The organism is Micromonospora sp. CA-246542 (genome assembly GCF_050942905.1).
In the GTDB taxonomy this organism is placed as follows: Bacteria; Actinomycetota; Actinomycetes; order Mycobacteriales; family Micromonosporaceae; genus Micromonospora.
This window is the reverse complement of sequence record NZ_CP192040.1, coordinates 5,348,514-5,372,417: the sequence shown is the minus strand read 5'-3', so window position 1 is coordinate 5,372,417 and position 23,904 is coordinate 5,348,514. Positions and strand designations below refer to the sequence as shown.

The following is a 23,904-nucleotide window of genomic DNA, read 5'->3' as shown; positions in this document are numbered from 1 at the left end:
GCCGTCGCCGCCGGTCGCCGCACGGGCAACCGCCCCCGGGGTACGCGGACCACGGCGCGTAGGGCGACCGGCTGACGCTGGTCGCTCCGGGCTGACCGCTGGTTGCCCGGGGCCGCCGGGTCTGACGCTGGTCGCCCGGGCTGGCGCTGGTCGTCGCCTCGGGCTGGCCGGGCGGCGCGGTACCGACTCGGCCGGTCACCGGAAGCGGATCACCGGCGGCGCTGTCAGGATTGACCCGTGGTCATCCGACGCGTACTCGCCCCCGCATCGACTTCGGCGCGCTGCGCCGCGAGCTCGGCCTGCCCGAGAGCTTCCCCGTGGCCGCCCAGCGGGAGGCCGACGCGGCGGCTGCCGCGCCGCCCCGGCCGGCCGTCGACCGCACCGACATACCGTTCGTCACGGTCGACCCGGCCACCTCCCGTGACCTGGACCAGGCGATGCACCTGGCCCGCCGGTCGGGCGGTGGCTACCGCGTGCGGTACGCGATCGCGGACGTCGCCGCCCACGTCCAGCCGGGCGGCGCGCTCGAGGAGGAGACCTGGCGGCGGGGGCAGACGGTCTACCTGCCCGACGGCAACGTGCCGCTGCACCCGGTGACGCTCAGCGAGGGCGCGGCCAGCCTGCTGCCCGACGACGACCGTGCCGCCGTGGTGTGGACCATCGACCTGGACGCCGACGGCGGCACGGTGGCCGTCGAGCTGGAGCGCGCCCTGGTCCGCAGTCGGGCCAAACTCGACTACACCGGCGTGCAGGCGGCGGCCGACGCTGGTCGGCTGCCCGAGCCGATCGCGCTGCTGCCCGAGATCGGCGACCGGCTGACCGCCCGGGGGCTGCGCAGGGGGGCCATCAATCTGCCGCTGCCCGAGCAGGACGTGGAGCCCGAGGGCGACGGGTGGCGGCTGGTGCTACGCGGGCCGGCGCCGATGGAGGAGCACAACGCGCAGATCTCGCTGCTGACCGGGATGGCCGCCGCCGACATCATGCTGGCCGGCGGGATCGGCCTGCTGCGGACGATGCCCCCGCCGAAGCCGGAGGCGGTGCAACGCCTGCGGGCGGCCGCCGCCCCGCTGGGTGTGCGCTGGCCGGACGGCGTGAGCCCCGGCGAGGTCCTCGTCGGCCTGGACCCCGCGCAGCCACGTGCCGCCGCGTTCATCGACCAGGCCGCCGAGTTGATGCGCGGCGCCGCGTACACCGCCTTCGACGGCAGCCGCCCGGAGCAGCCGGAGCACGGCGGGGTCGCGGCCGCGTACGCCCATGTCACGGCGCCGTTGCGGCGCCTGGCCGACCGGTACGCCACCGAGGTCTGCCTGGCCCTGCACGCGGGCCGGGAGGTGCCCGACTGGGCCCGCGCCGCGCTGCCCCGGCTGCCCGAGGTGATGGCCAGCACCGACCGCACCGCCTCGGCGGCCAGCCGGGGCGCGGTCGACCTGGCCGAGGCGGTGCTCCTGGAACACCTGGTGGGGGAGACCTTCGACGCGGCGGTGCTCGACGTCGACGCCCCCGCCAATGGCAAGTCCCGGCCGCGCCCGCCCGGCGGAACCGTGGCCCTGGACGCCCCGCCGGTCCGCGGCCGCTGCCTCGGTGAACTTCCCTCGGCGAACGGGTCCGCGTCCGCCTGGTCACCGCCGACCCGGCGGCCCGCGCGGTGCTGTTCGAGCTGGCCTGAGGAGGCCGCGCGGTCGGGTCGCGCGGGCAGCGGGGATTGTCACAGTGGCTGGCGACTCTGGCGCGCCGAGCGATTTGCGAGGATGAGCCCATGGCATACGACGCGAGCACGCTGCCCGACGTTTCCGGGCTGACGGTCGGCATCATCGGCGGCACCGGCGACCAGGGGCGCGGCCTCGCCTACCGACTCGCCCGGGCCGGCCAGACGGTGCTGATCGGCTCCCGGTCGGCCGAGCGGGCCGCCGAGTCCGCCGCCGAGATCGCCGCGTTGCCCCGGATGCCGGCCGACGTGCGCATCACCGGCGCGGCCAACGACGAGGTGGCCCGCCGCAGCGACGTGGTGATCATCGCGGTGCCGTGGGACGGGCACGCGGCCACCGTCGCCGCCCTCGCCGAGCCGCTGGCCGGCACGATCGTCGTCGACTGCGTCAACCCGCTGGGCTTCGACAAGCAGGGTCCGTACGCGCTGACCGTCGCCGAGGGCAGCGCCGTCCAGCAGGCCGCCGCGCTGCTGCCCGACTCCCGCGTCTGCGCCGCGTTCAACCACGTGAGCGCCCCGCTGCTGGCCGACCCGGAGGTCGACCGGATCGATCTCGACGTGCTGATCTGCACCGAGGACCGGGAACTCGTCGACATCGTCGGGGCGCTCGCCGCGCGGATCCCCGGCATGCGCGGCATCTACGCCGGTCGGCTGCGCAACGCCCACCAGATCGAGGCGTTCACCGCGAACCTGATCGCCATCAACAAGCGTTACAAGGCCCACGCCGGCATCCGCGTCACCGACCTCTGACAGTGCCCTGGGGGGATCATGGGGCATGACCGATGCTGACGCGGTGTTGCGGATCGCGGATCTGCGCCGAGCGTGCTCGATGTTGTTGGATGCGGCCGAGCGCCGATTCGGTCCGGAGATTCAGCTGTCACAGGTCGGCGTCGACCACTACTGGGACATGGACCTGGGTGCGGCGTTCGGGATGGTCCAGCGTCCCGAGTTGGAGATCGACTGCGGGCAGAGCAGCGACGATGTCGCCGAGCTGACGAGCCTCCTGCGGCGGGGTGGTCCAGAGGGCTTCGTGTCGCTTTGGCACGACCTTTCGCACGTGAGCGGGCTGCTGCGGCTGCTGGCGTACCTTGACCTGCCCGACAATCGCGAGAGCTAGCCTGCGCGGGGGACGGGCCGACCGCTGGGCACACCGGCACCAAGCCGAGGCCCTGCTCGCCGACCCGTGTCCCGCCGCACCGTCGCTCGACGGCTGCACGCCTGCGGTGAGCGCACCGCGCCGCGGCTCGGCCCGTGCGCCGTGCGGGCCGTGCCCCGCTCGCCAGCTCCGGAACGCGCGGCGCAGCCACGACGAATCGGAGAGGTCGAACGGCACCGTCATCGGGAGCGTGGCTGACCCGCTGCCGTCACGTTCGCTGGTGGTAGTGGTTGCGGCGGGGGAGCTGTTCCGGGTCGAGCCAGGCCGGCGGGACGAATTCGGGGTGGCCGTCGCCGCCCAACTGGACGGCCCACTCGCCACGGTGGACGTGTCGGTGATGGTGGCCGCAGAGCAGCACCGAATTGGCCAGGCTGGTGTGGCCGCCGTCGGCCCAGTGTCGGATGTGGTGGGCGTCGCACCAGCGGGGTGGTCGGTCGCAGCCGGGGAACGCGCAGCCGCGATCGCGTAGGACCAGGGCGCGGCGCAGGGGGCCGGTGACGAGTCGGCGTTGCCGGCCCACGTCGAGTGGCTGGCCGGCGCTGCCGAGCACGGCCGGCAGGATCGCGGCGTCGCAGGCGAGCTGCCGCACGGTCTCGGCGGTGAGCCCGAAGCCGGCGTCGAGGGTGCCGGTGCCGAACTGCCGGACCAGGCCGTCGAAGCTGGTGGTGACGACGAGTTGGGTCGGCTCGCCGCCGTGCTCGGGCAGCTCACCGGTGCGCAGGGCGAGTCGGCAGAGGTCGCCGAGGGCGTCGTGCCGCCGTTGCCCCGGTGACCGGTGGTCGTCCTGACCGGAGGGTGCGGTCAGTGGGTCGATGGCGGCGCGGAGCAGGCCGGCGGTCTCCGCGTCGAGGGTGCCGCTCAACCGCAGCCGGCCGTCGGTCAGCTCGGACAGGGTGAGGTGACGATCCCGGGTGGCCCGGCGGGCTTCGGCGTCGAGGGCGGCCTTGGCGGCGGCGTCGGCGATCTCGGGTGCGACGTGGTCGAGGATGCGGGTGGCGAGCTTGCGCAGCAGCGTGGGGTCGAACTGGCCGGCCCAGTCGACGAGGACGCCGACCGCTCTGCTGGCGACGTCGGTACCGGCGGCGGCCCGCACGGTGTCGACGGTGTCGGCGATGACGCGGGCCTGCTCCAGGCCGACGTCTCCGTCGGCCAGCGCCCGGCGGACCTCGGGAGCGCCCGTGTCGAGGGCGTGAGCGGACTCGACCAACCGGCGGGCCGCGGGAACGGTCAACCGTAGGCGGTCGCGCAACCAGACCGCCGTCGACGACGCGCCCTGCGCCTGAGCCGTGCCCCGGCCGTCCAGCTCGCGCACGAGGGCCAGCTTGACGGCCGCGAGCTGCTGCTCGAGCCGGTGCGCGGCGTCGAGCGCAGCCACCAGGTCATGGTCCGCGAGGGCCCAGACGGGCGCGGCGGCGGCATCCGCCACCGCGCCCCGCGCCTGCGCCAACTCCTCGATCACACCCCGAGACTAGAACAGGTGTACGACAAGACTAGTCACCATGATCAATGAGGATGACGTCACGGCCCGAGCGGGGCGCGCTGCGGCGATGTAAAACTTTCTAGACACGATGTCAAAGAAGCCATACCATGAGCGTGTCAAGAATTCTTTACAGCAGGAGGCGGTCGTGACGCACGAGGAGAAACGCGCCTGGATCATGTTGGTGGTCAGTGTGGTGGGCTACGCCGCCTACGCCGCCGTGGTCCTGAACCGGGCCGATGGTGGCCCGCTCACCGCCACCCCGTACGTCGGGGTGCTGTTGTGGACCATCGGCGGAGCCGTCGTCGCGAGCATCGTGGCCGAGATCGGGATGGGTGTGGTGAGCCCGGGCGCCTCCCGGGCCAAGGACGTCCGGGACCGGGAGATCGGACGGCTCGGTGACCACGTCGGCCAGGCGTTCGTGGCCATCGGCGCGGTGTCGGCGATGCTGATGGCGTTGGCCGAATGGGACTGGTTCTGGATCGCCAACGTCATCTACCTGTGCTTCGTCCTGTCGGCGGCGGTTGGCGCCCTGGCGAAGGTGATCGTCTACCGCAAGGGTGTCCCGCAGTGGTGAAGCCGACCCGCGTCACGAACAACATCCGCGCACTTCGCTTCGCGCACGGCGAGATGACCCAGGCCGAGCTCGCCGAGCGGATCGGCGTGACCCGACAGACCGTCATCGCCATCGAGCAGAGTCGCTACTCGCCGTCGCTGGAGATGGCGTTCAAGATCGCGCGCTTGTTCGACGCACGTCTCGACGACGTGTTCCAGTACCCCGAGGAGGCGACACCGTGAAGGCCATCGTCCAGGACAGCTACGGCCCGGCCGACGTGCTCCACCTCCGCGACATCGACCAACCGGCCATGAACGACCAGGAGGTCCTCGTCCAGGTCCGCGCCGCCGGGGTCGACCCCGGAGTGTGGATCTTCATGACCGGTCGCCCCTACCTGGCACGGCTGGCCGCAGGGCCGCGCCGGCCCCGGGTTCCGGTGCGGGGGCGGGACCTGGCCGGGGTGGTGGTCGCGGTCGGTGCCCGGGTGACCCGGTTCCGGCCCGGCGACGAGGTGTTCGGCACCTGCCCGCGCGGCTCGTACGCCGAGTTCGCGAGCGCGCCCGAGCCGCGGCTGGCCCGCAAACCGGCCAACCTGTCGTTCGCGCAGGCTGCCGCCGCGCCGGTCTCCGGGATGACGGCGCTGCGTGCGGTCCGCGACAGCGGCGCGGTACGCCCAGGGCAGCGCGTGCTGGTCATCGGCGCATCCGGCGGCGTCGGGTCGCACGCCGTACAGATCGCCAAGGCGTACGGCGCGACGGTCACCGCCGTCTGCGCGCCGGCCAGGGCGGCGTTCGTACTCGGCCTCGGCGCCGACGACATCCTCGACTACACCAGCGAGGAGGTCGACAGCCGTGGCCCGATCCACGACGTGGTCATCGACACCGGCGGCGATCGCCCGCTGTCTCTCCTGCGGCGCGCCCTCACCCCACACGGGACACTGGCGCTGGTCGGCGGCACGTACACCAAGGGCCCCGTGCTCAGCGGCTACGACCGGCAGATGGTCCGCGCGCCGCTGCTGTCCCTGTTCGTCGGTCAACGCCTGCGTAGCGTGAGCGCGGTCGAGCGCACCAGGGACCTGAGCGAGCTGGGGAACCTCATCGAGTCGGGGGCGCTCACCCCGGCGGTCGACCGCACCTATCCTCTGGCCCAGGCGGCGGACGCGATCCGCCACCTCCGGCACGGGCACCCGGCGGGAAAGATCGTCGTCACCGTGTGACGCGGTGGCCGCCGCGACCGCTCACCGGGGCCCGCACCGACCGTAACCCGCGCTCGGACCGTCGTTCCCGGCTGGGCGGGGGCCGGATGACGGGGGTGGGCGCGACCCATCCCCGCCAACCGAGGCCACTGGACGGCTAGAAGGTGTGCTCGGCGGCCGGGAACTCGCCGCCCCGGACCTCCTCGGCGAAGCGCCGGGTGGCGTCGGTGAGGACGTCCGCGAGATCCGCGTACCGCTTCACGAAGCGTGGCGCCTTGCCGGTGCGCAGGCCGGCCATGTCCTGCCAGACGAGCACCTGGGCGTCGGTGTCCGGGCCGGCGCCGATGCCGACGGTGGGGATGGGCAGCTCGTGGGTGATCTGCTTGGCCACCACGCCCGGCACCATCTCCAGCACCACCGCGAACGCCCCGGCCTCAGCCACCGCCCGCGCGTCCGCCAGCACCTCGTCGGCCGTGTCGCCCCGCCCCTGCACCCGGTAGCCGCCCAGGGTGTGTTCGCTCTGCGGGGTGAAGCCGATGTGCGCCATCACCGGGATGCCGGCGCCGACGATCGCGGCGATCTGCGCGGCGCAGCGCCGGCCACCCTCCAGCTTCACCGCGTGGCAGCCGCCCTCCTTCATGAACCGGACGGCGGTGCGCAGCGCCTGGGCCGGGCCCTCCTCGTACGAGCCGAACGGCAGGTCACCGACGACGAGGGCCTGCCGGGTCGAGCGCACCACGGCCCGTACCAGCGGCAACAGGTCGTCGGCGGTGATCGGCAGGGTCGTCTCGTAGCCGAAGACGTTGTTCGCCGCCGAATCACCGACCAGCAGCACCGGTACGCCGGCCCGGTCGAAGATCCCCGCCGTGTACTGGTCGTACGAGGTGAGCATCGGCCACCGTTCGCCGCGCTCCTTGGCGGCGATCAGGTCGCGGGTGCGGACCCGACGGGTGGCCGGTCCGCCGTACAGCGCGGTCACCTCATGCGGAGTGGACTCGATCATGACTGTCTCCCTTCCTCGAGGCCGCCTGCGCGGTCCCCGGGCTCCGCCGATCGTCGCACCGCGCGACAGCCTGGCGGCAGGGCCCAGTGGAAGATGTCACTCGCGAGGCGCGGGACCTCAGCCGTGCTCGCGCCACCGGTTCGTGATCGGCAGTCGACGGTCCCGGCCGAACGCCTTCATGGAGATCTTCGTGCCCGGCGCGGACTGGCGTCGCTTGTACTCGGCGGTATCCACCAGTCGCAGCACCTTGTCGACCACGGCCGGGTCGTGGCCCGACTCGACCAGCCCGTCGCGCCCCAGGTCGCCGTCGACGTAGCCGATGAGGATCGGGTCCAGCACGTCGTAGTCGGGCAGGGAGTCGCTGTCGAGCTGACCCGGGCTCAACTCGGCGCTCGGCGGCTTGCCGATCGAGTTCTCCGGAATGGGGGCGGTCTCGCCGCGGCGGGCCGCGTCCGCGTTGCGCCACTTCGCCAGACGCCACACCAGCGTCTTCCAGACGTCCTTGATCGGGTTGAAGCCGCCCACCGAGTCTCCGTACAGGGTGGAGTAGCCGACCGCCAGCTCGCTCTTGTTGCCGGTGGTCAACACCAGGTGGCCCTCCTGGTTCGACAGCGCCATGAGGATGACACCGCGTACCCGGGCCTGGAGGTTCTCCACGGCGATCCCGGACAGCGACAGGTTCGCCAGGAAGGCGTCCACCATCGGCTGGATCGGCTCGACGCGGTAGTCGAGCCCGGTGCGCTTGGCCAGGTCGGCGGCGTCCTCCCGGGAGTGCTCGGAGGAGTGCTGGCTGGGCAGTGACACGCCGACCACCCGGTCCGGGCCGAGCGCGTCGACGGCGATGGCGGCCACCACCGCCGAGTCGATGCCACCGGAGAGGCCGAGCACCACCGACGCGAACCGGTTCTTGTTGACGTAGTCGCGCAGACCCAGCACCAGCGCGTGCCAGACCTCGGCCTCGTCGGCGACCGGCTCGATCAGCCCGCCGGTGACGGCCGGGCCGGACGGCGCTGGCGGGGCCGCCTCCACCGCGTGGTACGACACCCGCATGCCGTCGGCGACGCTGTCGCCGCCCGGGGTCGTGGTGGCGGCCGGCAGCTCGACGTCGTGCACGAGCAGGTGCTCGACGAATTGTGGCGCGCGGGTGAGCAGGTCGCCGTCGGCGGTGACGATCATCGAGTCGCCCTCGAAGACCAGCTCGTCCTGGCCGCCGATCATGTTGACGTACGCGATGGTGGCGTTCGCCTCGGCCGCCCGGCGGCGGACCAGCGGCAGCCGGATGTCGTCCTTGTTCAACTCGTACGGCGAGCCGTTGATGTTGACCACGAGGCCGACGCCGGCCTGCCGGGCGGCGGTGAACGGCCCGCCGGCCTGCCACAGGTCCTCGCAGATGGTCAGCGCGACGTCCACCCCGCCGATCCGCACGACGGTCAGCTCGTCCCCGGAGACGAAGTAGCGGTCCTCGTCGAACACGCCGTAGTTGGGCAGGTGGTGCTTGAAGTACCGGGCCACCACCTCGCCCCGGTGCAGCAGCGCGGCGGCGTTGCGGGCCCCCCGCCCCGGCTCGGCGTCCCCGCTGACCTGCGGGGGCCCGTCGGCGTCCAGGTAGCCGACCACGACCGGCAGGTCACCGAGACCGTCCCCGGCGAGGTCGGCCGCGAGCTGCCGTAGGGCGGCCTGGGACGCGGCGACGAAGGACCGCCGGAAGACCAGGTCCTCGACCGGGTAGCCGGTCAACATCATCTCCGGGAAGAGCACCAACTGGGCGCCGGCGTTGGCGGCCTGGCGGGTCCAGCTGCGGACCAGGTCGGCGTTGCCGGCGAGGTCGCCGACGCTCGGGTTGACCTGTGACAGGGCGAGACGCAGGGTGGGCATGTCCTCATCTTGCCTCAGCTTCGGCCGAGCAATCCGTACCCTCGGACGAGACGGCGGCCACGCGCGGACGCCGCGCGGCCGGCGTGCCGCATCGGTACCGCTCGCCGGGCGGGACGCGAGGGGACGGGCGGCGGCGGTTCGCGTAACGTCTGCGTAACCAGGCCCGGGAACACTGGGCGGTCAGGTCGGGCGCAGCCCGACCAAGGCGGACAAAGAGTGTCGCGAGGGGTTGGGGAAGTGGACCGTCAGCAGGAGTTCGTCCTCCGTACGCTGGAAGAGCGGGACATCCGGTTCGTCCGGCTGTGGTTCACGGACGTGCTGGGCACGCTCAAGAGCGTCTCGGTGGCGCCCGCGGAGTTGGAAGCGGCCTTCGAGGAGGGCATCGGCTTCGACGGCTCGGCGATCGAGGGCTTCGCGCGCGTCTTCGAATCGGACATGGTCGCGATGCCCGACCCGACCACCTTCCAGGTCTTCCCGTTCGAGGGTGGGGTCAGCGGCGAGAGCGCCCGGATGTTCTGCGACATCCTGCTGCCCGACGGCGGGCCGTCCTGGGCCGACCCGCGGCACGTGCTGCGCCGCGCGCTGTCCAAGGCGGCCGAGAAGGGCTTCACCTTCTACACCCACCCCGAGATCGAGTTCTTCCTGCTGGAGAACGGCCCGCAGGACGGCTCGGTGCCCACCCCGGTGGACACCGGCGGCTACTTCGAGCACACCACCCACGCCGTGGCCCGCGACTTCCGTCGCCAGGGCGTGCTGGCGTTGGAGCGGATCGGCATCTCGGTGGAGTTCAGCCACCACGAGGTCGCGCCCGGCCAGCAGGAGATCGACCTGCGCTACGCCGACGCGCTGACCACCGCCGACAACATCATGACCTTCCGGCACGTCGTCAAGGAGGTCGCGCTCTCCACCGGCGTGCAGGCCAGCTTCATGCCGAAGCCGTTCACCGACCAGCCCGGCAGTGGCATGCACACCCACCTGTCGCTGTTCGAGGGCGAGCGCAACGCCTTCCACGACGGTGGCGACCCGATGAAGCTCTCCAAGGTGGCGAAGTCCTTCATCGCCGGCCTGCTGATGCACGCCCGGGAGTACACGGCGGTCACCAACCAGTGGGTCAACTCGTACAAGCGGCTCTTCCCGCAGGCACTGCCGGACCGGATCACCGAGAGCCCGGCGTACGTCTGCTGGGGTCACCTGAACCGCTCCGCGCTGGTTCGGGTGCCCGCGTACGGCAAGCCGAACTCGGCCCGGGTCGAGGTCCGCTCGCTGGACTCGGCCACCAACCCGTACCTCGCCTTCGCGGTGCTGCTCGGCGCGGGCCTCAAGGGCATCGAGGAGGGCTACGAGCTGCCGCCGGGGGCCGAGGACGACGTCTGGTCGCTGAGCAGCGCCGAGCGCCGAGCGATGGGGTACGAGGCGCTGCCGGAGAACCTCGCCGAGGCGATCGACGTGATGGCCGAGTCCGAACTGGTCGCCGAGGTGCTGGGCGAGCACGTCTTCGACTTCTTCCTGCGCAACAAGCGGGCCGAGTGGGAGCAGTACCGCCGCGAGGTCACCCCGTACGAGCGGCAGCGTTACCTGGCGCTGTAGGCGCGGGGCTGACGCGCTTGCCCGCTGCCGCTATCGTCTCGATCACCGCGCCGGTACCCCTTCCGGGCGGAGAATCGGGAGGCAGTCGGTGCTGGAGGACCTGCTCAGCGGTGCCTGGCAGAGCGTCGTGTTCGGGATCGTGGGCGTCGGGCTCATGGCGGCTGGGTTCGGGCTCGTCGACCTGCTGACCCCGGGGCGGTTGCGGGAGCTGATCTGGGTCGAGCGCAACACCAACGCGGGACTGCTGCTCGCCGCGAACCAGCTCGGCATCGCCGGCATCGTGTTCACGGCGATCCTCACCAGCTACAGCGACTTCGCCAAGGGGCTCGCCTCCACCGTGGTGTTCGGGCTGGTCGGGCTGGCCATCATGGCGCTGGCCTTCTTCGTGCTGGACCTGCTCACCCCGGGCAAGCTCGGAGAGGTCATCTGCTCGTCCGAGCCGCATCCGGCGGCCCGGGTCAGCGCCGCCACGCACTTCGGCGCCGCGCTGATCGTCTGCGCCTGCATCGCCTGAGGCCGCGTCGCCTGAGGCCGCGTCGCCTGAGCGCGGTCGTCTGAGCGCGGTCGTCTGAGGCCGCCGCGGGCCGGGCCGGTCGTCGTACCCCGGCCGTAGCGTGCCGGGCATGAACCGTACGGACCGGCTCTACGCCCTGGTCGAGGAGCTGCGGGCCGTGTCGCCACGGCCGCGCAGCGCGCGTTGGCTCGCCGTGCGCTTCGAGGTGAGCAGCCGGACCATCGAGCGGGACATCGGCGCGCTCCAGGAGGCCGGGGTGCCGATCTGGGCCGAGTCGGGGCGTACCGGCGGTTATGTCCTGGACCGCGTCCACACCCTGCCGCCGGTCAACCTGACCCCGGCCGAGGCGGTCGCGATGGCCGTGGCGCTGCACCGGCTCGCCGGCTCGCCGTTCGCCGGGCCGGGTGCCACCGCGCTGCGCAAGCTGCTGGCGGTACTGCCGGCCGCCGACGCCGCCGAGGCGCACCGGCTCGCCGGCCGGGTGCACCTGATCGGCGACGGGCCGGCCACGCCCGTCCCGGCCACCGTCGCCCACGCGGTCACCGCGCGGCGGGTGCTGCGCATCCGGTACGCCGACCGCGCCGGCGTCGACTCGCTGCGGGACGTCGAGCCGCTGGGCTACCTCGGCAACTCCCACCACTGGTACCTGGTGGCCTGGTGCCGTCTCCGCGCCGAGGTGCGATGTTTCCGTACCGACCGGATCTGCGAGGTCGAGACCCGGCCGGAGGTGGTGGTCCGGGACCTCCGCCTGGAGGATCTGGACATCCCGCACGGGCGCGTCCGCGCGCTGAGCCTGGTCTGAGGGCGGGGTCCGGGTGGCCCACCCGGCCGGGTGATCGGGAAACACCGACAGGACGGTGTCGCGGACGACGTCGAGACTCCTCCGGGAGACGGCCGGACGGCCGGAAACGCGAAGACCTGGAGGCAGTATGTCCGCGACGCCCATCACGTGGTTCGAGATCGGCACCGACCGGCCGGAGGAGGCGGAGCGCTTCTACGGCGATCTGTTCGGCTGGACCTTCAACGAGGAGGGTGGGCCCGCCGGTTCCTACCGGACGACCGGGGCCGGTGGCGACACCGGGATCGGTGGGGCGATCCGGGCGACCGACGGCTCGGCACCGAACTACACGATCTTCTACGCCGAGGTCACCGACGTGGCGGAGGCCTGCCGGCGGGCCGAGGCGGCCGGTGGTCAGGTGCTCGTGCCGCCCCGGACCACGCCCACCGGGCTCACGCTGGCCCGGCTGACCGACCCGACCGGCAACCACCTGGGCGTGTTCGCGCCCCCACCCGCGCAGGGCTGACGCCGGCGGGCCGGTGCCCTGCGGCCTTCCAGGGGCACGATCGACTCCAGGTCGCCGAGGTGGCGGTGTCCGAGTGCGACGGACACCGCCACATCGGCGAAATCGAGTCGATCAACCTGGGGTCGCCGGGCCGCCTGGAGCGCGGTCCGGGCTTGCGGCGCTGATCAACTCGACGTCGTGGAAGTCGGGGTATCCGGGACTGCCGGACACCCCGACTTCACGGAAGGCGAGTGGATCAGGCGGGGCCGCCCTGTCCGGCGGGGGCGTCCTGTCCGGCCGGGCCGCCGTGGCCGAGCGGGCCGCGGTGGCCGCCGGGGCCGGGACGGCCGGCCGGGCCCGGGAAGACGCCGGCCTCGACGGCCTTGGTGATGGCGTCGGCCTGTTCCTGGGTGAGCTTGCCGTCCTTGACGGCCTGGTCCAGCCGCTCCTTGAGCGCGGCCTTGCGATCCTCGGCGGAGTGGCGCTGCGGCCGGTCGGCCGGCCGGTGCTGCTCGCGGATCTTCTCCAGCGCGGCGGTCACCTTGTCGGTGGGCACACCCAGCTCCTTGGCCAGATCCTCGGCGAACTGACCCTGCCGGTCGGCCTTGGCCCCGGGCGCCGGGGCGGTGCTGGCGGTCGGCGTCGGCGAGTCGGCGGCGAAAGCGATCGTCGGGGCCGCGATCCCGACGCCGAGGACGCCGGCGGCGGCCAGGCCGGCCAGCATGTGCTTCCTACTGATGGTGCGGGACATGCTCTCCTCCAGAAGGCTAGGTGGTACGCGATGTCGTCACCGACAGTGACGGGTCAGCCTGGGCGCGACCCGTGGCGAACCTGTCAGCGAGCTGACAATCGGAGGCGAAAATCGGTTGTGTCGTCGCTTGTCGGGCGGCCAGGGTCGGTCCACCGCCAACGAAGGGACGTACGCCAAGATGGGAGTCGAGATCCGGGAGATCGCACTCGTCGAGTCGGGCGTCGGTCCGTACGGCATCACGGTCGGGCCCGACGGCGCGCTGTGGCTGACGTTGGTCCACGGCGGCGGCATCGCCCGCCTGGACCCCGACGGCTCGGTCCGAACCCATCCGCTGGAGCCGGCCGGCGGCCGCCCGCTGATCATCACGACGGGTCCGGACGAGGCGCTCTGGTTCACCCGCTCCGGTGATGACCGGATCGGTCGGATCACCGTCGAGGGCGTGCAGCGCACGGTCGCCCTGCCGCCCGGTACCGGGCCGGGTGGCATCGCGGCCGGACCCGACGGGGCGCTCTGGTACGCGGGAATGACCTCCGACACGATCGGCCGGGTAACCACCGACGGCACGGTGACCGCCTTTCCCCTGCCGGTCACCGGCGGGTTCCCCTCGATGATCACCTGCGGCGCGGACCACGCCCTCTGGTTCACCCTCAACCGCGCGAACGCGATCGGCCGGATCGCCCTCGACGGCACGGTGACGCTGTACCCGTTGCCCACCCCGGACGCCGGGCCGGTCGGCATCGCCCTCGGCCCCGACGGCGTCATCTGGTTCGTCGAGATCACCGCCGGCCAGGTCGGCCGGATCACGCCGGACGGCGTGATCGTCGAGTTCCCGCTGCCGGACCGGGCCGCGCGCCCGCACGCGATCGTGGCCGACCCGGCGGGTGGGGCCTGGTTCACCGAGTGGGGCGCCAACCGGATCGGCCACCTCGATGCGACCGGACGATTCGAGAGCTACGCCCTCCCCACCCCGCAGTCGGAACCACACGGCATCGTCCACACCCCCGACGGAGTGTGGGCAGCCCTGGAAACCGGCGCAGTAGCCCACCTGACCCCCTGACCCCCACCCCTGCGGCCCTCGGGCCTCCGGGCGTCCGGCCTCCTGGCCTCCTGGCCTCCTGGCCTCCTGGCCTCCTGGCCTCCTGGCCTCCTGGCCTCCTGGCCTCCCGGCCTCCCGGCCTCCTGGCCCCTGGCCTCGTTGATCAAGAGGTTTGCGTCAGTTCCGGGCCGGATTCTGACGCAAACCTCTTGATCAACGAGGTCGGGCCGGGCCCGGGGTCGGGCGGGCCGGGGCCGGGGCCGGGGCCGGGCGGGGGCCGGGGCCGGGCGGGGGCCGGGGCCGGGCGGGGCCGGGGCGCGGGGGTTACTGGACTGCGGGGGTGACCTTCAGGGTGTTGGTTTCGGTGTTCAGTCGTGCTTCGGTGCCTACCGGGACGGTCAGCTGGTTGGGGCCGTGGCCGATGGGGAGGCCGCCGAGGACCGGTACGCCCAGGTCGCCGAGGCGTTCGGTGAGCACGTCGACGATCGTGGTGTCCCAGCCGTCGCCGCACTCGGTGAACTGCCCGACCGCCACCCCGGCCAGCCCGTCCAGCGCACCGGCCCGGCGGAGCTGGGTGAGCATCCGGTCGACCTTGTACGGGGGTTCCTGCACGTCCTCGATCAACAGCACCGCGCCGGTCAGGTCGGGCAGGTCCGGTGTGCCGATTGACGCGGCGAGCAGGCACAGGTTGCCGCCGAGCAGGGTGCCGGTGGCGCGGCCGGGGACGCGGACGTCGAAGGTCCCCTCGGTGGGTACCGCCTCGACGGTCACCGGCTCGGTGGTCATCAGCGCCGCGTGCAGGGACTCGGCGGAGCGCAGCGGCGTCCGCTCGTCCCGCCAGGCCGCTCCGGGGCCGTGTACCCCGGCCAGTCGGGCGCCTCGCCACAGGGCGAGCTGCAACGCGGTGATGTCCGAGAAGCCGGCCACCACCTTCGGGTCGCGGCGTACGGCCGCCATGTCGATGGCGTCGACGATCCGTTGGGCGCCGTAGCCGCCCCGGGTGCAGATCACGCCACGGATCTCGGGGTCGGCGAACGCCGCGTTCAGGTCGGCGGCCCGCAGGTCGTCGGTGCCGGCGAGGTAGCCGTGGCGGGCGTACGCGTTCGGGGCCGGTATCGGGCGGAGGCCCCAGCCGGTGAGCAGCTCCACGCCCCGGGCCACCCGCTCCGGCGAGGTCGGCCCGGACGGCGAGACGAGCAGCACCGTGTCACCCGGGCGCAGCACGGGCGGGCGGACGACGGTGGAGTCCTCGTTGATCACAACCGCAGAGCCTAGCCACCGCGCCGACACGAAGGCCGCCGGCCGGTGGCACCGACCCGCGCCGGGGCGTGGCGGAGCGCGTCGCACCCGCTAGCCTCGACGGGTGGCAACCGCGCTGGTGATCGAGAATGACCCGACGGACGACGCGCGCCGGTTGGGTGAGTGGCTGACCGAGGCAGGGCTGGATTTGTGGGTGGTCCGCCCGCACGCCGGTGACGAACTTCCCGCCGACCTTGAGGGGTACGCGGCACTTGTGGTGCTGGGTGGCGACCAGCAGGCGTATCCGCTGCTGGACGGCTCCCCCGGGGCGCCCTGGTTCCCGGCCGTGGAGGGGCTGCTGCGCAAGGCGGTCCGGTACCGCGTACCGACCCTGGCCGTCTGCCTGGGTGCGCAGCTGCTCGCCACGGCGCATGCCGGGCTGGTCGAGCGGAGCCCGTCCGGGCCGGAGATCGGCCCCGGTGTGGTGGGGCGGCGCGACGCCGCCGAGCAGGACCCGCTGTTCCGGTACGTGCCGCTGATCCCGGACGTGCTCCAGTGGCACTCCGACGAGATCACCGAGCTGCCCCGGGGTGCCACCCTGCTGGCGGCCTCCACCCGTTATCCGCACCAGGCGTTCCGGCTCGGCGACCGGGCCTGGGGGTTGCAGTTCCACATCGAGTGCGACACCGCGATGATCGCCGACTGGGCCACCGACTCGACCCTGCTCGCCGAGTTGGGCTACGACCCGGAGCTGGTGGTGGCGGCCTGCGACTCGGTGATGGTGGACGTCGAGGAGGTCTGGCAGCCGTTCGCCGCCCGGTTCGCCGCGCTGGCCCTCGGCGAGTTGGACGACAGCACGATCCGGCCCGGCCTGCCGCTGCTCGGGCACTGATGAGCCGTCCGACGAGAGCCCCGGGCCGGCTGGCCCGCTACGGCTTCGGCACCGCCGAGGGCGACGGCGGGGCCCGCGCCGCGGACCTGCTCGGCCCGGACGGGCTGGGTCTGTGGCGGCCGCAGGAGCAGGAGCCGGTCGACGACGCGGCCGGGGAGCTGCTCGCCGCGCTGTCCCGGGCCGCCGACCCGGACCTGGCGTTGCGCCAACTGCACCGCATCGTCGAGGCCGAGCGGCGGACCAACGGCACGAGCGCCGCCAGCACCAGCGCGCCGGGCGGCGGCACCGGCAGGGGCGGCAGCAGCGCCGGCACCGGCTCACCGCTGCTGGCGGAACTGCACGCCGACCCTGGGCTGCGGCGTCGGCTGATCGCCGTGCTGGGCGCGTCGTCGGCGCTCGGCGACCATCTGGTGGCGAATCCCGAGCACTGTCTGACGCTGCGTACCGCGCCGGACGGGCTCGCCCCGATCGCCGACGGTCGGCTGGAACCGGCCGGCGACGGGAACCCGGTGGCGGTGCTGCGTGCCGCGTACCGGCTCTCCCTGCTGCGGATCGCGGCGGCCGACCTCACCGGCGGCCGTGCCCTGGAGCAGACCATGGCGGCGCTGTCCGCGCTGGCCGACGCGACCCTCGCGGCCGCGTACGAGATCGCCGTCGCCGAGTTGTCGGCGGGCACCGAGCGGCCCCGGCTGGCCGTGGTGGCGATGGGCAAGTGCGGCGGCGGCGAGCTGAACTACGTCTCCGACGTGGACGTGATCTTCGTGGCCGCCGAGGACGCCGATCTGCCCGCCGCGACCCAGGTGGCGACCCGGCTGATCTCCGTCTGCGGGATGGTCGCCTGGCCGGTGGACGCCGCCCTGCGGCCCGAGGGCAGTCGCGGCCCGCTGGTGCGTACCCTCGCCAGCCACCTCGCCTACTACCGACGATGGGCCCGCACCTGGGAGTTCCAGGCGCTGCTCAAGGCCCGCCCGGCCGCCGGGGACCTGCCGCTGGCGAAGGAGTGGATCGACCAACTCGCGCCGCTGGTGTGGCGGGCCGCCGAACGCCCCGAGGCGGTCGAGGACGTCCGCGCGATGCGCCGCCGGATCATCGACAACATCCCGCCGAAGGAGCTGGAACGCGAGATCAAGCGTGGTCCGGGCGGGCTGCGCGACATCGAGTTCGCCGTTCAGCTCCTGCAACTCGTACACGGTCGCGGGGACGAGACCCTGCGGGCGCCGGGCACCATTCCGGCGCTGCGCGCGCTCGTCGCCGGCGGCTACGTCGGCCGCGCCGACGGGGAGTCGCTGCTGCGCGGCTACCGCTTCCTGCGCGCCGTCGAGCACCGGCTCCAACTCCAGGCCCTGCGCCGTACGCACACCGTGCCCACCGAGCCGGGGGCGCTGCGCTGGCTGGCCGCCGCGCTGGGTTTCGTGGCCACGCCGGGCCGCAGCGCCGTCGAGAGCTTCCGGGCCGACTGGGTCACCCACGCCACCGAGGTACGACGGCTGCACGCCAAACTGCTCTACCGGCCGCTGCTGGAGTCGGTGGCCCGGGTACCCGCCGACGGGCTCCGGCTCACCCCGGAGGCGGCGCGGCACCGGTTGGAGATCCTCGGCTTCGCCGACCCGGCCGGGGCGCTGCGTCACCTCCAGGCGCTCACCGGCGGGGTGAGTCGTACGGCGGCCATCCAGCGCACCCTGCTGCCGGTGCTGCTGAGCGAGTTCGCGGACGCGCCGGAGCCGGACCGGGGGCTGCTCAACTACCGCAAGGTCTCCGACAAGCTGGGCAGCACCCCCTGGTACCTGCGCCTGCTGCGCGACGGCGGTCCCGTCGCCCGCCGGCTGGCCCGGGTGCTGGCCCTGTCCCGGTACGTCGCCGACCTGCTCGCCCGGGATCCGGAGGCGCTGCGGCTGCTCGCCGAGGAGAACGAGTTGTCGCCGCGTCCGCGTCCGGTGCTGCGCGACGGCTTCCTCGCGGCGGCGGCCCGGCACACCGATCCGGTCGAGGCGACCCGCGCGGTGCGGGCGCTGCGCCGCCGGGAGCTGGTCCGGGTGGCCTGCGCGGACGTGCTCTGCCGGGCCGGCGCGCTCGCACCCGTCCCGACCCGGGCGGACGGCACGACGCGGCCGTCACCCGGCCTGGGCGACGTCACCGACGTCGGTACGGCGCTCGCCGACGTCACCGACGCCACCCTCGCCGCCGCGCTGCGGGCCGCGCGGGCCAGCCAACCGGCCCCGGACGGGCTGCGGTTCGCGGTGATCGGGATGGGCCGCCTCGGCGGGTACGAGTCGAACTACCTCTCCGACGCCGACGTGCTCTTCGTCTACGACCCGCCCGCCGGCAGCAGCGAGAGCGCCGCCAGCGCCGCCGCGCACGCCATCGCGGAGGAGCTGCGCCGACTGCTCGGCGTACCCGCCCCCGACCCGCCGTTGGGTGTCGACGCCGACCTGCGCCCCGAGGGCCGGCAGGGTCCGCTGGTGCGCAGCCTCGCCGCGTACGCCCAGTACTACGCCCGCTGGTCCCGCGTGTGGGAGGCGCAGGCGCTGCTACGCGCCCGGTTCGTCTGCGGTGACGCCGACCTGGGCGCCGAGTTCGAGGCGATGATCGAGCCGGTGCGCTACCCGGCCGACGGGTTGACCCGCGAGCAGGTCATCGAGATCCGCCGGATCAAGGCCCGGGTGGAGACCGAGCGGCTGCCGCGCGGGGCCGACCCGGCCACCCACACGAAGCTGGGCCGGGGCGGGCTGGCCGACGTCGAGTGGGCGGTCCAGCTCGTCCAGCTCCGACACGCGGGCGCGATCCCGGAACTGCGTGGCACGCGTACCCTCGATGCTCTCGCGGCGGCCGAGCGGGCCGGCCTGATCGATGCGGCGGACGCCGCGGAGATGGCCGCCGGCTGGTCCCTGGCCGCGCAGGTCCGCAACGCGCTGATGCTGGTCCGGGGTCGGGCCGGCGACCAGCTGCCCCGGCACGGCGTGGAGCTGGCGGGGGTGGTCCGGCTGCTCGGCCGCGACGACCCGGGGGAGTTCCTCGACGAGTACCTGCGCACCGGCCGCCGCTCCCGCGCCGCCGCTCAGCGCGTGCTGGAGGGGTAGAGCCTCAGCTGCCGAGGGTGTACTCGCCGGCGCGGGGGACGGTGACGATGGTCCAGTCCCCGTCGGCGGCGACCGTCGCGCCGCCGGACGCGGTCAGCCAGCGGCTGTGCCGCACGCGCACCGCCACCGGGCCGGCGGCCGGGGCCTGGAAGGTGACTGCCGCGCCGTCCGCGCGGACCAGCTCGGCGGGCGCGGCGACCAGCGGCGTCGGGTCGGCCACCACCCAGACCCGCCAGTGCGGGCCGGACCAGACCGGCGTCAGGTACGGCAGGCCACCCTCGACGAGTTCCGCCTCGGCCCGCCCCACCCAGGACAACGGGGCGTCCGGCACCGCCACGTACTGCACGGCGTTCTCCGCCAGCCAGGCCCGGTAGCTCGCCGGGGTGAGCGGCACGCCGGTGCCGGTCGCGCCGGGCACGGTGGTGAAGAAGAGCGGGTTGCGGTCGATGTCGGCCTGCCGCAACCAGCCGCGGGCCATCGGCACCTCACCGAGGCGGGCCGCCTCCCAGTAGTTGCGCGTCGGCGGCACCTCCACCCGGCCGGTGAGCCGCTGCCCGGCCAGGAACGCGCGCAGCGGCGCGTGATAGCCGGGCGCGCTGGTCGGGTCGCCGACGCTCCGCAGGTCCGCCGGGACCACCGGCGGCTGCCACCCGCAGACGGCCACCAGCAGCGCGGCCAGGCCGATCCCACCCAACAGCCGGGGCGTCGCCGTGCCGGGCGCGTGCCGGCGGGTCAGCCAGGCCGGCGGGCGGGCGGCGGCGGCCAGCACCGGCAGCGCGAACATCGTCGCCAACCGGGTCGCGTTCAACCCCACCGGCGTGTGCACTCCGGCGGCGACCAGCACCCCGGCGGCGGCCAGCAGCGCGCCGAACCGCACCGGCCGGTACGCCCCCAGCGCCGCCACCAGCAGTCCTGTCACCACCGCCCGCACGGTGTCGGTCCGGCTGATGTTCATCCAGCCGCCGTCGCCGAAGAGCACCGCGGTCGCGCCCAGCGGCACGGCCGCCGCGACACCGAGCGCCAGCCCGTCGGCGTACCGGTGGGCCAGCAGCAGCGCCGCGCCCGCCAGGCCGACGAACAGGCCGGCCACCGGGCTCGTCGCCGAGGCCAGCAAAGCGCCGGCCGCGGCCAGGGCAAGACGCCACCCACGGGGTACGCCCCGAGTCAGCGCGACCAGCGCTCCCAGCCCGAAGGCGACACCGAGGGCGTACGTCACCCGGCCCGAGACCAGGTTGCCGGCCAGCGTGACCACGCCGATCAGGCTGCCCAGCAGCGGACGCGGCACTGGGCTGCGGACCAGCAGCGCCGCCAGCGCGGTCGCCGACGCCACCAGCGCCAGCGCACCGGTCACCCGCACGCCGAGCACCGCCATCACGGGCTGCGACACCAGGCTGTAGCCGAACTGCTGGACCCCGCCGTACCAGCTTAGATCCACCGGAGTGAGCCCGTGGGCGGCGAAGAAGTCGGCGCGGGCGACCTGCGCGGCGAGGTCCGAGCCCATCAGCGGCAGGGCCAGCCAGAGCGCGCCGAGCACGACGGAGCAACCGGCGGCCACCGCCACCACCCGACTGCGCCGCATGCCCACCTCCGTACCGCGACAACCGTACTGGCAGCATGTCCGGCGTGCCTCACCACCTCGCGCGCTGGACCGGACTGGCGGGATCGGCGCTTCTCGCCGTCGCCGCGTTCCTGGGCGGCGCACTGACCGACTCACCCCTGCGCAGCAACCCGGTCAGCATCTGGCAGGGCCCGCACGGGCCGCTGGTGCTCATCGCCTGGCTGGTCGGCACCGCGCTGCTGGCGTACGCCTGGTGGTCGCTGCGCGACGACGTGCCGTCGACCCGCTGGGCGCTGGTCACCGTCGGGCTCTGGCTGCTGCCGCTGCTGATCGCGCCCCCGCTGGCCAGCCGCGACGTCTACGCGTACGCCTGCCAGGGCGCCAGCTACGCCGCCGGGATCAACCCGTACGAGCAGGGCGTCTCCGCACTGCCCTGCCCCTGGCTGGACACCATCTCGTACATCTGGCGGGACACCCCGGCACCGTACGGGCCGCTGTTCGTGGTGCTGTCCGGCGCGGTGGTCAAGGCCACCGGCTCGCTGACCGGCGCGATCGTGGTGTTCCGGCTGATCGCCGTGGCGGGGGTCGCGCTGATGGCGGTCAGCCTGCCGGTGCTGGCCCGACGGGTGGGCGTACCGGCCTCCCGGGCGGTCTGGCTGACGCTCGCCTGCCCGCTGGTCGCCGTGCACCTGGTCTCCGGCGCGCACAACGACGCCCTGATGGTCGGCCTGCTCGTCGCCGGGCTGGCCGTGATCGCCTCCCGGCCCGGTCGCCCCGGACCGCTGCTCGCCGGTGGCGTGCTGCTCGGACTCGCCGCCGGCATCAAGGTGACGGCGCTGGTCGTGGTGCCGTTCGCCGCGCTGGCCGCGATCGTCGGCGGGTACTCGATCCGGGCGCTGATCCGCCACGGCGGCTGGGTGGTCGGCGGCGCGGTCGCCGTCGTGGTCGGGGTGACCTTCGCCGCCGGCCTCGACTTCGGCTGGGTCGGCGGCCTGGCCCGAGGCGGTGACGTGATCGCCTGGACGTCGCCGTCCACGGCGGTCGGGCAGACCGTCGGCTACCTGGCGGTGCCCTTCGGCGGGCACGTCGACGCGCTCGCGGTCACCCGGGGGTCGGCGTCGCGGTGCTGGCGGTGCTGCTGGTGTGGCTGTGGTGGCGGGCCCGCACCCGGGAGCCGCTGTGGTACGCCGCCGTGGCGCTGACCGCCACGGTCGCCCTCGCGCCGCTGTTCCACCCCTGGTACTGGGTCTGGCCCCTCGCGGTGCTGGCGGCCACCGCCCGGCGTACCGGCTGGTTCACGGTGGTGGCGCTGGTCGCGTCGTTCCTGGTGCTGCCCGACGGCACCGGGCTGCCCCGGTACACCAAGACGGTCGGGGCGCCACTGATGACGCTGTTGGTGATCGTGCTGGCCATCCGGTTGGTACGGTCGGCTCGGGCGTCCCGCCAACCGGTCGCCGCCGACTAGGTCGACTAGGAGGAAGGTGCGCCGGTGACCACTCCCGGCGCACCTTCGCCGCTTCCCGGCCTGCTGGCCGCCCGGTTTGCCCGGTACGCCGGCCTGGTCGGCGCGGTCCTGCTCGCCGTCGCCGGCTATCTCGGCGGGGCGCTGCCCGACGCCCCGCTGAACGTCACGCCCGTGTCGATCTGGCGAGCCCCGGTCGGCCCGGCGACGTTGGCCTGCTGGCTGGTCGGCACCGCGCTGCTCGTCGGAGCGTGGTGGTCACTGCGCGCCGGTGCGCCGTCGAGCCGGTGGGCGTACGTCACCGCCGGGCTGTGGGCGCTGCCGCTGCTGCTCGCGCCGCCCGTGGGCAGCCGCGATGTCTACTCGTACGCCTGCCAGGGCTGGACCTACGCGCACGGTGTCGACCCGTACGCCGTCGGGGTGGCCGCCTCGGGTTGCCCGTGGGTGGAGACGGTGGCGCCGATCTGGCGGGACACGCCGGCACCGTACGGGCCGGTGTTCGTGCTGCTCGCGGCGCTCGCGGTGACTCTCGGAGGCGGGCTCACCGGCACTGTCCTACTGCTGCGGGTCATCGCCGTGGCCGGGTTGCTGCTGGCCGCGTTCTGCCTGCCTCCGCTGGCCCGGGCCACCGGCGTGCCGACCCGGCGGGCGGCCTGGCTGGCGCTGGCCGCGCCGCTGGTCGGCGTACACCTGGTGGGCGGCGCGCACAACGACGCCGTGATGCTGGGTCTGCTGCTGTGCGGGCTGCTGGTGGCGGTCCGCCGGCCCCGTCGGCCCGCCGCGCTGCTGCTCGCCGGCGCGCTGCTCGGGCTGGCGGTGACCGTGAAGGCCAGCGCCGTGGTGGTGCTGCCGTTCGTCGCGCTGTTGGGAGCATCCGGCCGGACGGTGTTCCGCAGCGGCGCGTGGCTGGGTGGCGGGCTCCTGGGCGCGCTGCTGGTCACCTCGGCCCTGTCCGGCCTGGGGTTCGGCTGGGTGGGCGGGCTGACCCGCAGCGGAGACTCCGAACAGTGGACGTCGCCGCCCACCGCCGTCGGCATGGTGGTGGACTACGCCGGCGCGCTGGTCGGGCGCGACACGCAGGCCGTGCCGGTGACCCGCGTGGTCGCGTTGCTGCTGCTCGCGGTCGTGCTCGTGGCCCTCTGGTGGCGCACGTGGCGGCGAGTTGCCGCCCGTTTGGGCGGGTTGCCGTCCTTCTCGGGTGGGTTACCGGCTGGTGCGGCACGGTGCCGCGCGGTACTGCACGGCGCCGGCCTGGCCCTGGTCGCCACCGTCGTCCTGTCCCCGGTCTTCCACCCCTGGTACGCGACCTGGCCGCTGGCCCTGCTCGCGTTCACCGCCGCCCGGACGACGTGGTTCGCGCTGCCGGCCGCCGTGGCGACTTTCCTGGCGCTGCCCGACGGCACCAACCTGGCCCGCTTCACGAAGGCCCCCGGCGCTCTGGCGATGACCGTCCTGCTCCTGTTCCTGCTCCTCCGGATGCGGCGGTACGCACCGGAGCGCTCGCCAGATCCGTGACCATCGGTCGGATGCGCGAAGAT

The 23,904-nt window shown here is 73.9% G+C and carries 19 protein-coding genes and 2 pseudogenes; 15 read left to right on the top strand and 6 right to left on the bottom strand.

Annotation, left to right across the window (positions count from 1 at the left end; all coding sequences use genetic code 11):
* The first annotated feature begins 237 nt into the window (after positions 1–237).
* The 3 genes and pseudogenes from ACQP0N_RS24730 (at position 238) to ACQP0N_RS24720 (ending at position 2,822) form a co-directional block, all read left to right on the top strand.
* Positions 238–1,666: pseudogene (locus ACQP0N_RS24730) on the top strand (RNB domain-containing ribonuclease).
* A gap of 90 nt (positions 1,667–1,756) precedes the next feature.
* Complete coding sequence (gene npdG, locus ACQP0N_RS24725; RefSeq protein WP_007463329.1) at positions 1,757–2,455, top strand: NADPH-dependent F420 reductase; 699 nt, start codon at positions 1,757–1,759, stop codon at positions 2,453–2,455.
* A 25-nt stretch (positions 2,456–2,480) separates the two neighbouring features.
* Entirely contained in the window at positions 2,481–2,822 is a 342-nt protein-coding gene (locus tag ACQP0N_RS24720) for a hypothetical protein (protein ID WP_433114459.1), read from the top strand.
* A 247-nt stretch (positions 2,823–3,069) separates the two neighbouring features.
* Here ACQP0N_RS24720 and ACQP0N_RS24715 read toward each other — a convergent pair whose 3' ends face one another.
* Complete coding sequence (locus ACQP0N_RS24715) at positions 3,070–4,320, bottom strand: DUF222 domain-containing protein (protein WP_433114458.1); 1,251 nt, start codon at positions 4,318–4,320, stop codon at positions 3,070–3,072.
* 166 nt (positions 4,321–4,486) lie between these two features.
* On the opposite strand from ACQP0N_RS24715, the gene ACQP0N_RS24710 reads away from it, so the two are divergent.
* From ACQP0N_RS24710 to ACQP0N_RS24700, 3 genes are read left to right on the top strand one after another with little or no spacing between them, the layout of a single operon-like run.
* Positions 4,487–4,915: a hypothetical protein gene (locus tag ACQP0N_RS24710; protein WP_433114456.1), complete on the top strand. Its 429-nt coding sequence runs from the start codon at positions 4,487–4,489 to the stop codon at positions 4,913–4,915.
* A complete protein-coding gene (locus ACQP0N_RS24705; RefSeq protein WP_433114454.1) occupies positions 4,909–5,136 on the top strand; it encodes a helix-turn-helix transcriptional regulator in 228 nt (75 codons plus the stop codon). The genes ACQP0N_RS24710 and ACQP0N_RS24705 overlap by 7 nt, the downstream gene beginning before the upstream one ends.
* A complete protein-coding gene (locus ACQP0N_RS24700; protein WP_433114452.1) occupies positions 5,133–6,110 on the top strand; it encodes an NAD(P)-dependent alcohol dehydrogenase in 978 nt (325 codons plus the stop codon). Before ACQP0N_RS24705 ends, ACQP0N_RS24700 begins: the two co-directional genes overlap by 4 nt.
* Before the next feature lie 136 nt (positions 6,111–6,246).
* Here ACQP0N_RS24700 and panB read toward each other — a convergent pair whose 3' ends face one another.
* Together panB and ACQP0N_RS24690 are read right to left on the bottom strand one after the other, a co-directional pair.
* A complete protein-coding gene (gene panB / locus ACQP0N_RS24695) occupies positions 6,247–7,092 on the bottom strand; it encodes a 3-methyl-2-oxobutanoate hydroxymethyltransferase (RefSeq protein WP_433114450.1) in 846 nt (281 codons plus the stop codon).
* Positions 7,093–7,209: 117 nt separating this feature from the next.
* A complete protein-coding gene (locus ACQP0N_RS24690; protein ID WP_355051477.1) occupies positions 7,210–8,967 on the bottom strand; it encodes an NAD+ synthase in 1,758 nt (585 codons plus the stop codon).
* Between the two features lie 237 nt (positions 8,968–9,204).
* Between ACQP0N_RS24690 and glnA the strand changes: the two genes are divergently transcribed.
* The 4 genes from glnA (at position 9,205) to ACQP0N_RS24670 (ending at position 12,372) form a co-directional block, all read left to right on the top strand.
* Positions 9,205–10,554 (top strand): type I glutamate--ammonia ligase, encoded by a 1,350-nt coding sequence (gene glnA, locus ACQP0N_RS24685; protein WP_355051478.1) that lies wholly within the window; start codon positions 9,205–9,207, stop codon positions 10,552–10,554.
* A gap of 88 nt (positions 10,555–10,642) precedes the next feature.
* Positions 10,643–11,068, top strand: coding sequence for a DUF350 domain-containing protein (locus ACQP0N_RS24680; protein ID WP_355051479.1), 426 nt, complete (start codon positions 10,643–10,645; stop codon positions 11,066–11,068).
* Positions 11,069–11,177: 109 nt separating this feature from the next.
* Entirely contained in the window at positions 11,178–11,870 is a 693-nt protein-coding gene (locus ACQP0N_RS24675; protein WP_433114448.1) for a helix-turn-helix transcriptional regulator, read from the top strand.
* Positions 11,871–11,997: 127 nt separating this feature from the next.
* Entirely contained in the window at positions 11,998–12,372 is a 375-nt protein-coding gene (locus ACQP0N_RS24670) for a VOC family protein (protein ID WP_433114446.1), read from the top strand.
* 235 nt (positions 12,373–12,607) lie between these two features.
* Here ACQP0N_RS24670 and ACQP0N_RS24665 read toward each other — a convergent pair whose 3' ends face one another.
* A complete protein-coding gene (locus tag ACQP0N_RS24665; RefSeq protein WP_433114444.1) occupies positions 12,608–13,102 on the bottom strand; it encodes a hypothetical protein in 495 nt (164 codons plus the stop codon).
* A 178-nt stretch (positions 13,103–13,280) separates the two neighbouring features.
* Between ACQP0N_RS24665 and ACQP0N_RS24660 the strand changes: the two genes are divergently transcribed.
* A complete protein-coding gene (locus ACQP0N_RS24660; protein WP_433114442.1) occupies positions 13,281–14,159 on the top strand; it encodes a Vgb family protein in 879 nt (292 codons plus the stop codon).
* Between the two features lie 303 nt (positions 14,160–14,462).
* Here ACQP0N_RS24660 and ACQP0N_RS24655 read toward each other — a convergent pair whose 3' ends face one another.
* The gene (locus ACQP0N_RS24655) at positions 14,463–15,398 is read right to left on the bottom strand and encodes a S66 peptidase family protein (protein ID WP_433114440.1); all 936 of its coding nucleotides are present in this window, start codon (positions 15,396–15,398) and stop codon (positions 14,463–14,465) included.
* A 103-nt stretch (positions 15,399–15,501) separates the two neighbouring features.
* On the opposite strand from ACQP0N_RS24655, the gene ACQP0N_RS24650 reads away from it, so the two are divergent.
* Both ACQP0N_RS24650 and ACQP0N_RS24645 read left to right on the top strand, forming a co-directional pair.
* Positions 15,502–16,269: a type 1 glutamine amidotransferase gene (locus tag ACQP0N_RS24650; RefSeq protein ID WP_433114438.1), complete on the top strand. Its 768-nt coding sequence runs from the start codon at positions 15,502–15,504 to the stop codon at positions 16,267–16,269.
* Entirely contained in the window at positions 16,269–19,346 is a 3,078-nt protein-coding gene (locus ACQP0N_RS24645; RefSeq protein ID WP_433114436.1) for a bifunctional [glutamine synthetase] adenylyltransferase/[glutamine synthetase]-adenylyl-L-tyrosine phosphorylase, read from the top strand. The genes ACQP0N_RS24650 and ACQP0N_RS24645 overlap by 1 nt, the downstream gene beginning before the upstream one ends.
* A gap of 4 nt (positions 19,347–19,350) precedes the next feature.
* Here ACQP0N_RS24645 and ACQP0N_RS24640 read toward each other — a convergent pair whose 3' ends face one another.
* Complete coding sequence (locus tag ACQP0N_RS24640; RefSeq protein WP_433114434.1) at positions 19,351–20,925, bottom strand: hypothetical protein; 1,575 nt, start codon at positions 20,923–20,925, stop codon at positions 19,351–19,353.
* Between the two features lie 44 nt (positions 20,926–20,969).
* On the opposite strand from ACQP0N_RS24640, the pseudogene mptB (ACQP0N_RS24635) reads away from it, so the two are divergent.
* Positions 20,970–22,369 (top strand): annotated as a pseudogene (mptB, locus tag ACQP0N_RS24635) (polyprenol phosphomannose-dependent alpha 1,6 mannosyltransferase MptB).
* A gap of 24 nt (positions 22,370–22,393) precedes the next feature.
* On the top strand, positions 22,394–23,881 hold the full coding sequence (gene mptB / locus ACQP0N_RS24630; RefSeq protein WP_433114432.1) for a polyprenol phosphomannose-dependent alpha 1,6 mannosyltransferase MptB: 1,488 nt from the start codon (positions 22,394–22,396) through the stop codon (positions 23,879–23,881).
* The last annotated feature ends 23 nt before the right edge of the window (positions 23,882–23,904 follow it).

What these genes read in the sequence shown, in the direction of transcription:
- npdG (WP_007463329.1), top strand. Translation starts at nt 1,757, where the DNA reads ATGGCATACGACGCGAGCACGCTGCCCGACGTTTCCGGGCTGACGGTC.
- ACQP0N_RS24720 (WP_433114459.1), top strand. Translation starts at nt 2,481, where the DNA reads ATGACCGATGCTGACGCGGTGTTGCGGATCGCGGATCTGCGCCGAGCG.
- panB (WP_433114450.1), bottom strand. Translation starts at nt 7,092, where the DNA reads ATGATCGAGTCCACTCCGCATGAGGTGACCGCGCTGTACGGCGGACCG.
- ACQP0N_RS24690 (WP_355051477.1), bottom strand. Translation starts at nt 8,967, where the DNA reads ATGCCCACCCTGCGTCTCGCCCTGTCACAGGTCAACCCGAGCGTCGGC.
- ACQP0N_RS24675 (WP_433114448.1), top strand. Translation starts at nt 11,178, where the DNA reads ATGAACCGTACGGACCGGCTCTACGCCCTGGTCGAGGAGCTGCGGGCC.
- ACQP0N_RS24670 (WP_433114446.1), top strand. Translation starts at nt 11,998, where the DNA reads ATGTCCGCGACGCCCATCACGTGGTTCGAGATCGGCACCGACCGGCCG.
- ACQP0N_RS24665 (WP_433114444.1), bottom strand. Translation starts at nt 13,102, where the DNA reads ATGTCCCGCACCATCAGTAGGAAGCACATGCTGGCCGGCCTGGCCGCC.
- ACQP0N_RS24660 (WP_433114442.1), top strand. Translation starts at nt 13,281, where the DNA reads ATGGGAGTCGAGATCCGGGAGATCGCACTCGTCGAGTCGGGCGTCGGT.
- ACQP0N_RS24645 (WP_433114436.1), top strand. Translation starts at nt 16,269, where the DNA reads ATGAGCCGTCCGACGAGAGCCCCGGGCCGGCTGGCCCGCTACGGCTTC.
- ACQP0N_RS24640 (WP_433114434.1), bottom strand. Translation starts at nt 20,925, where the DNA reads ATGCGGCGCAGTCGGGTGGTGGCGGTGGCCGCCGGTTGCTCCGTCGTG.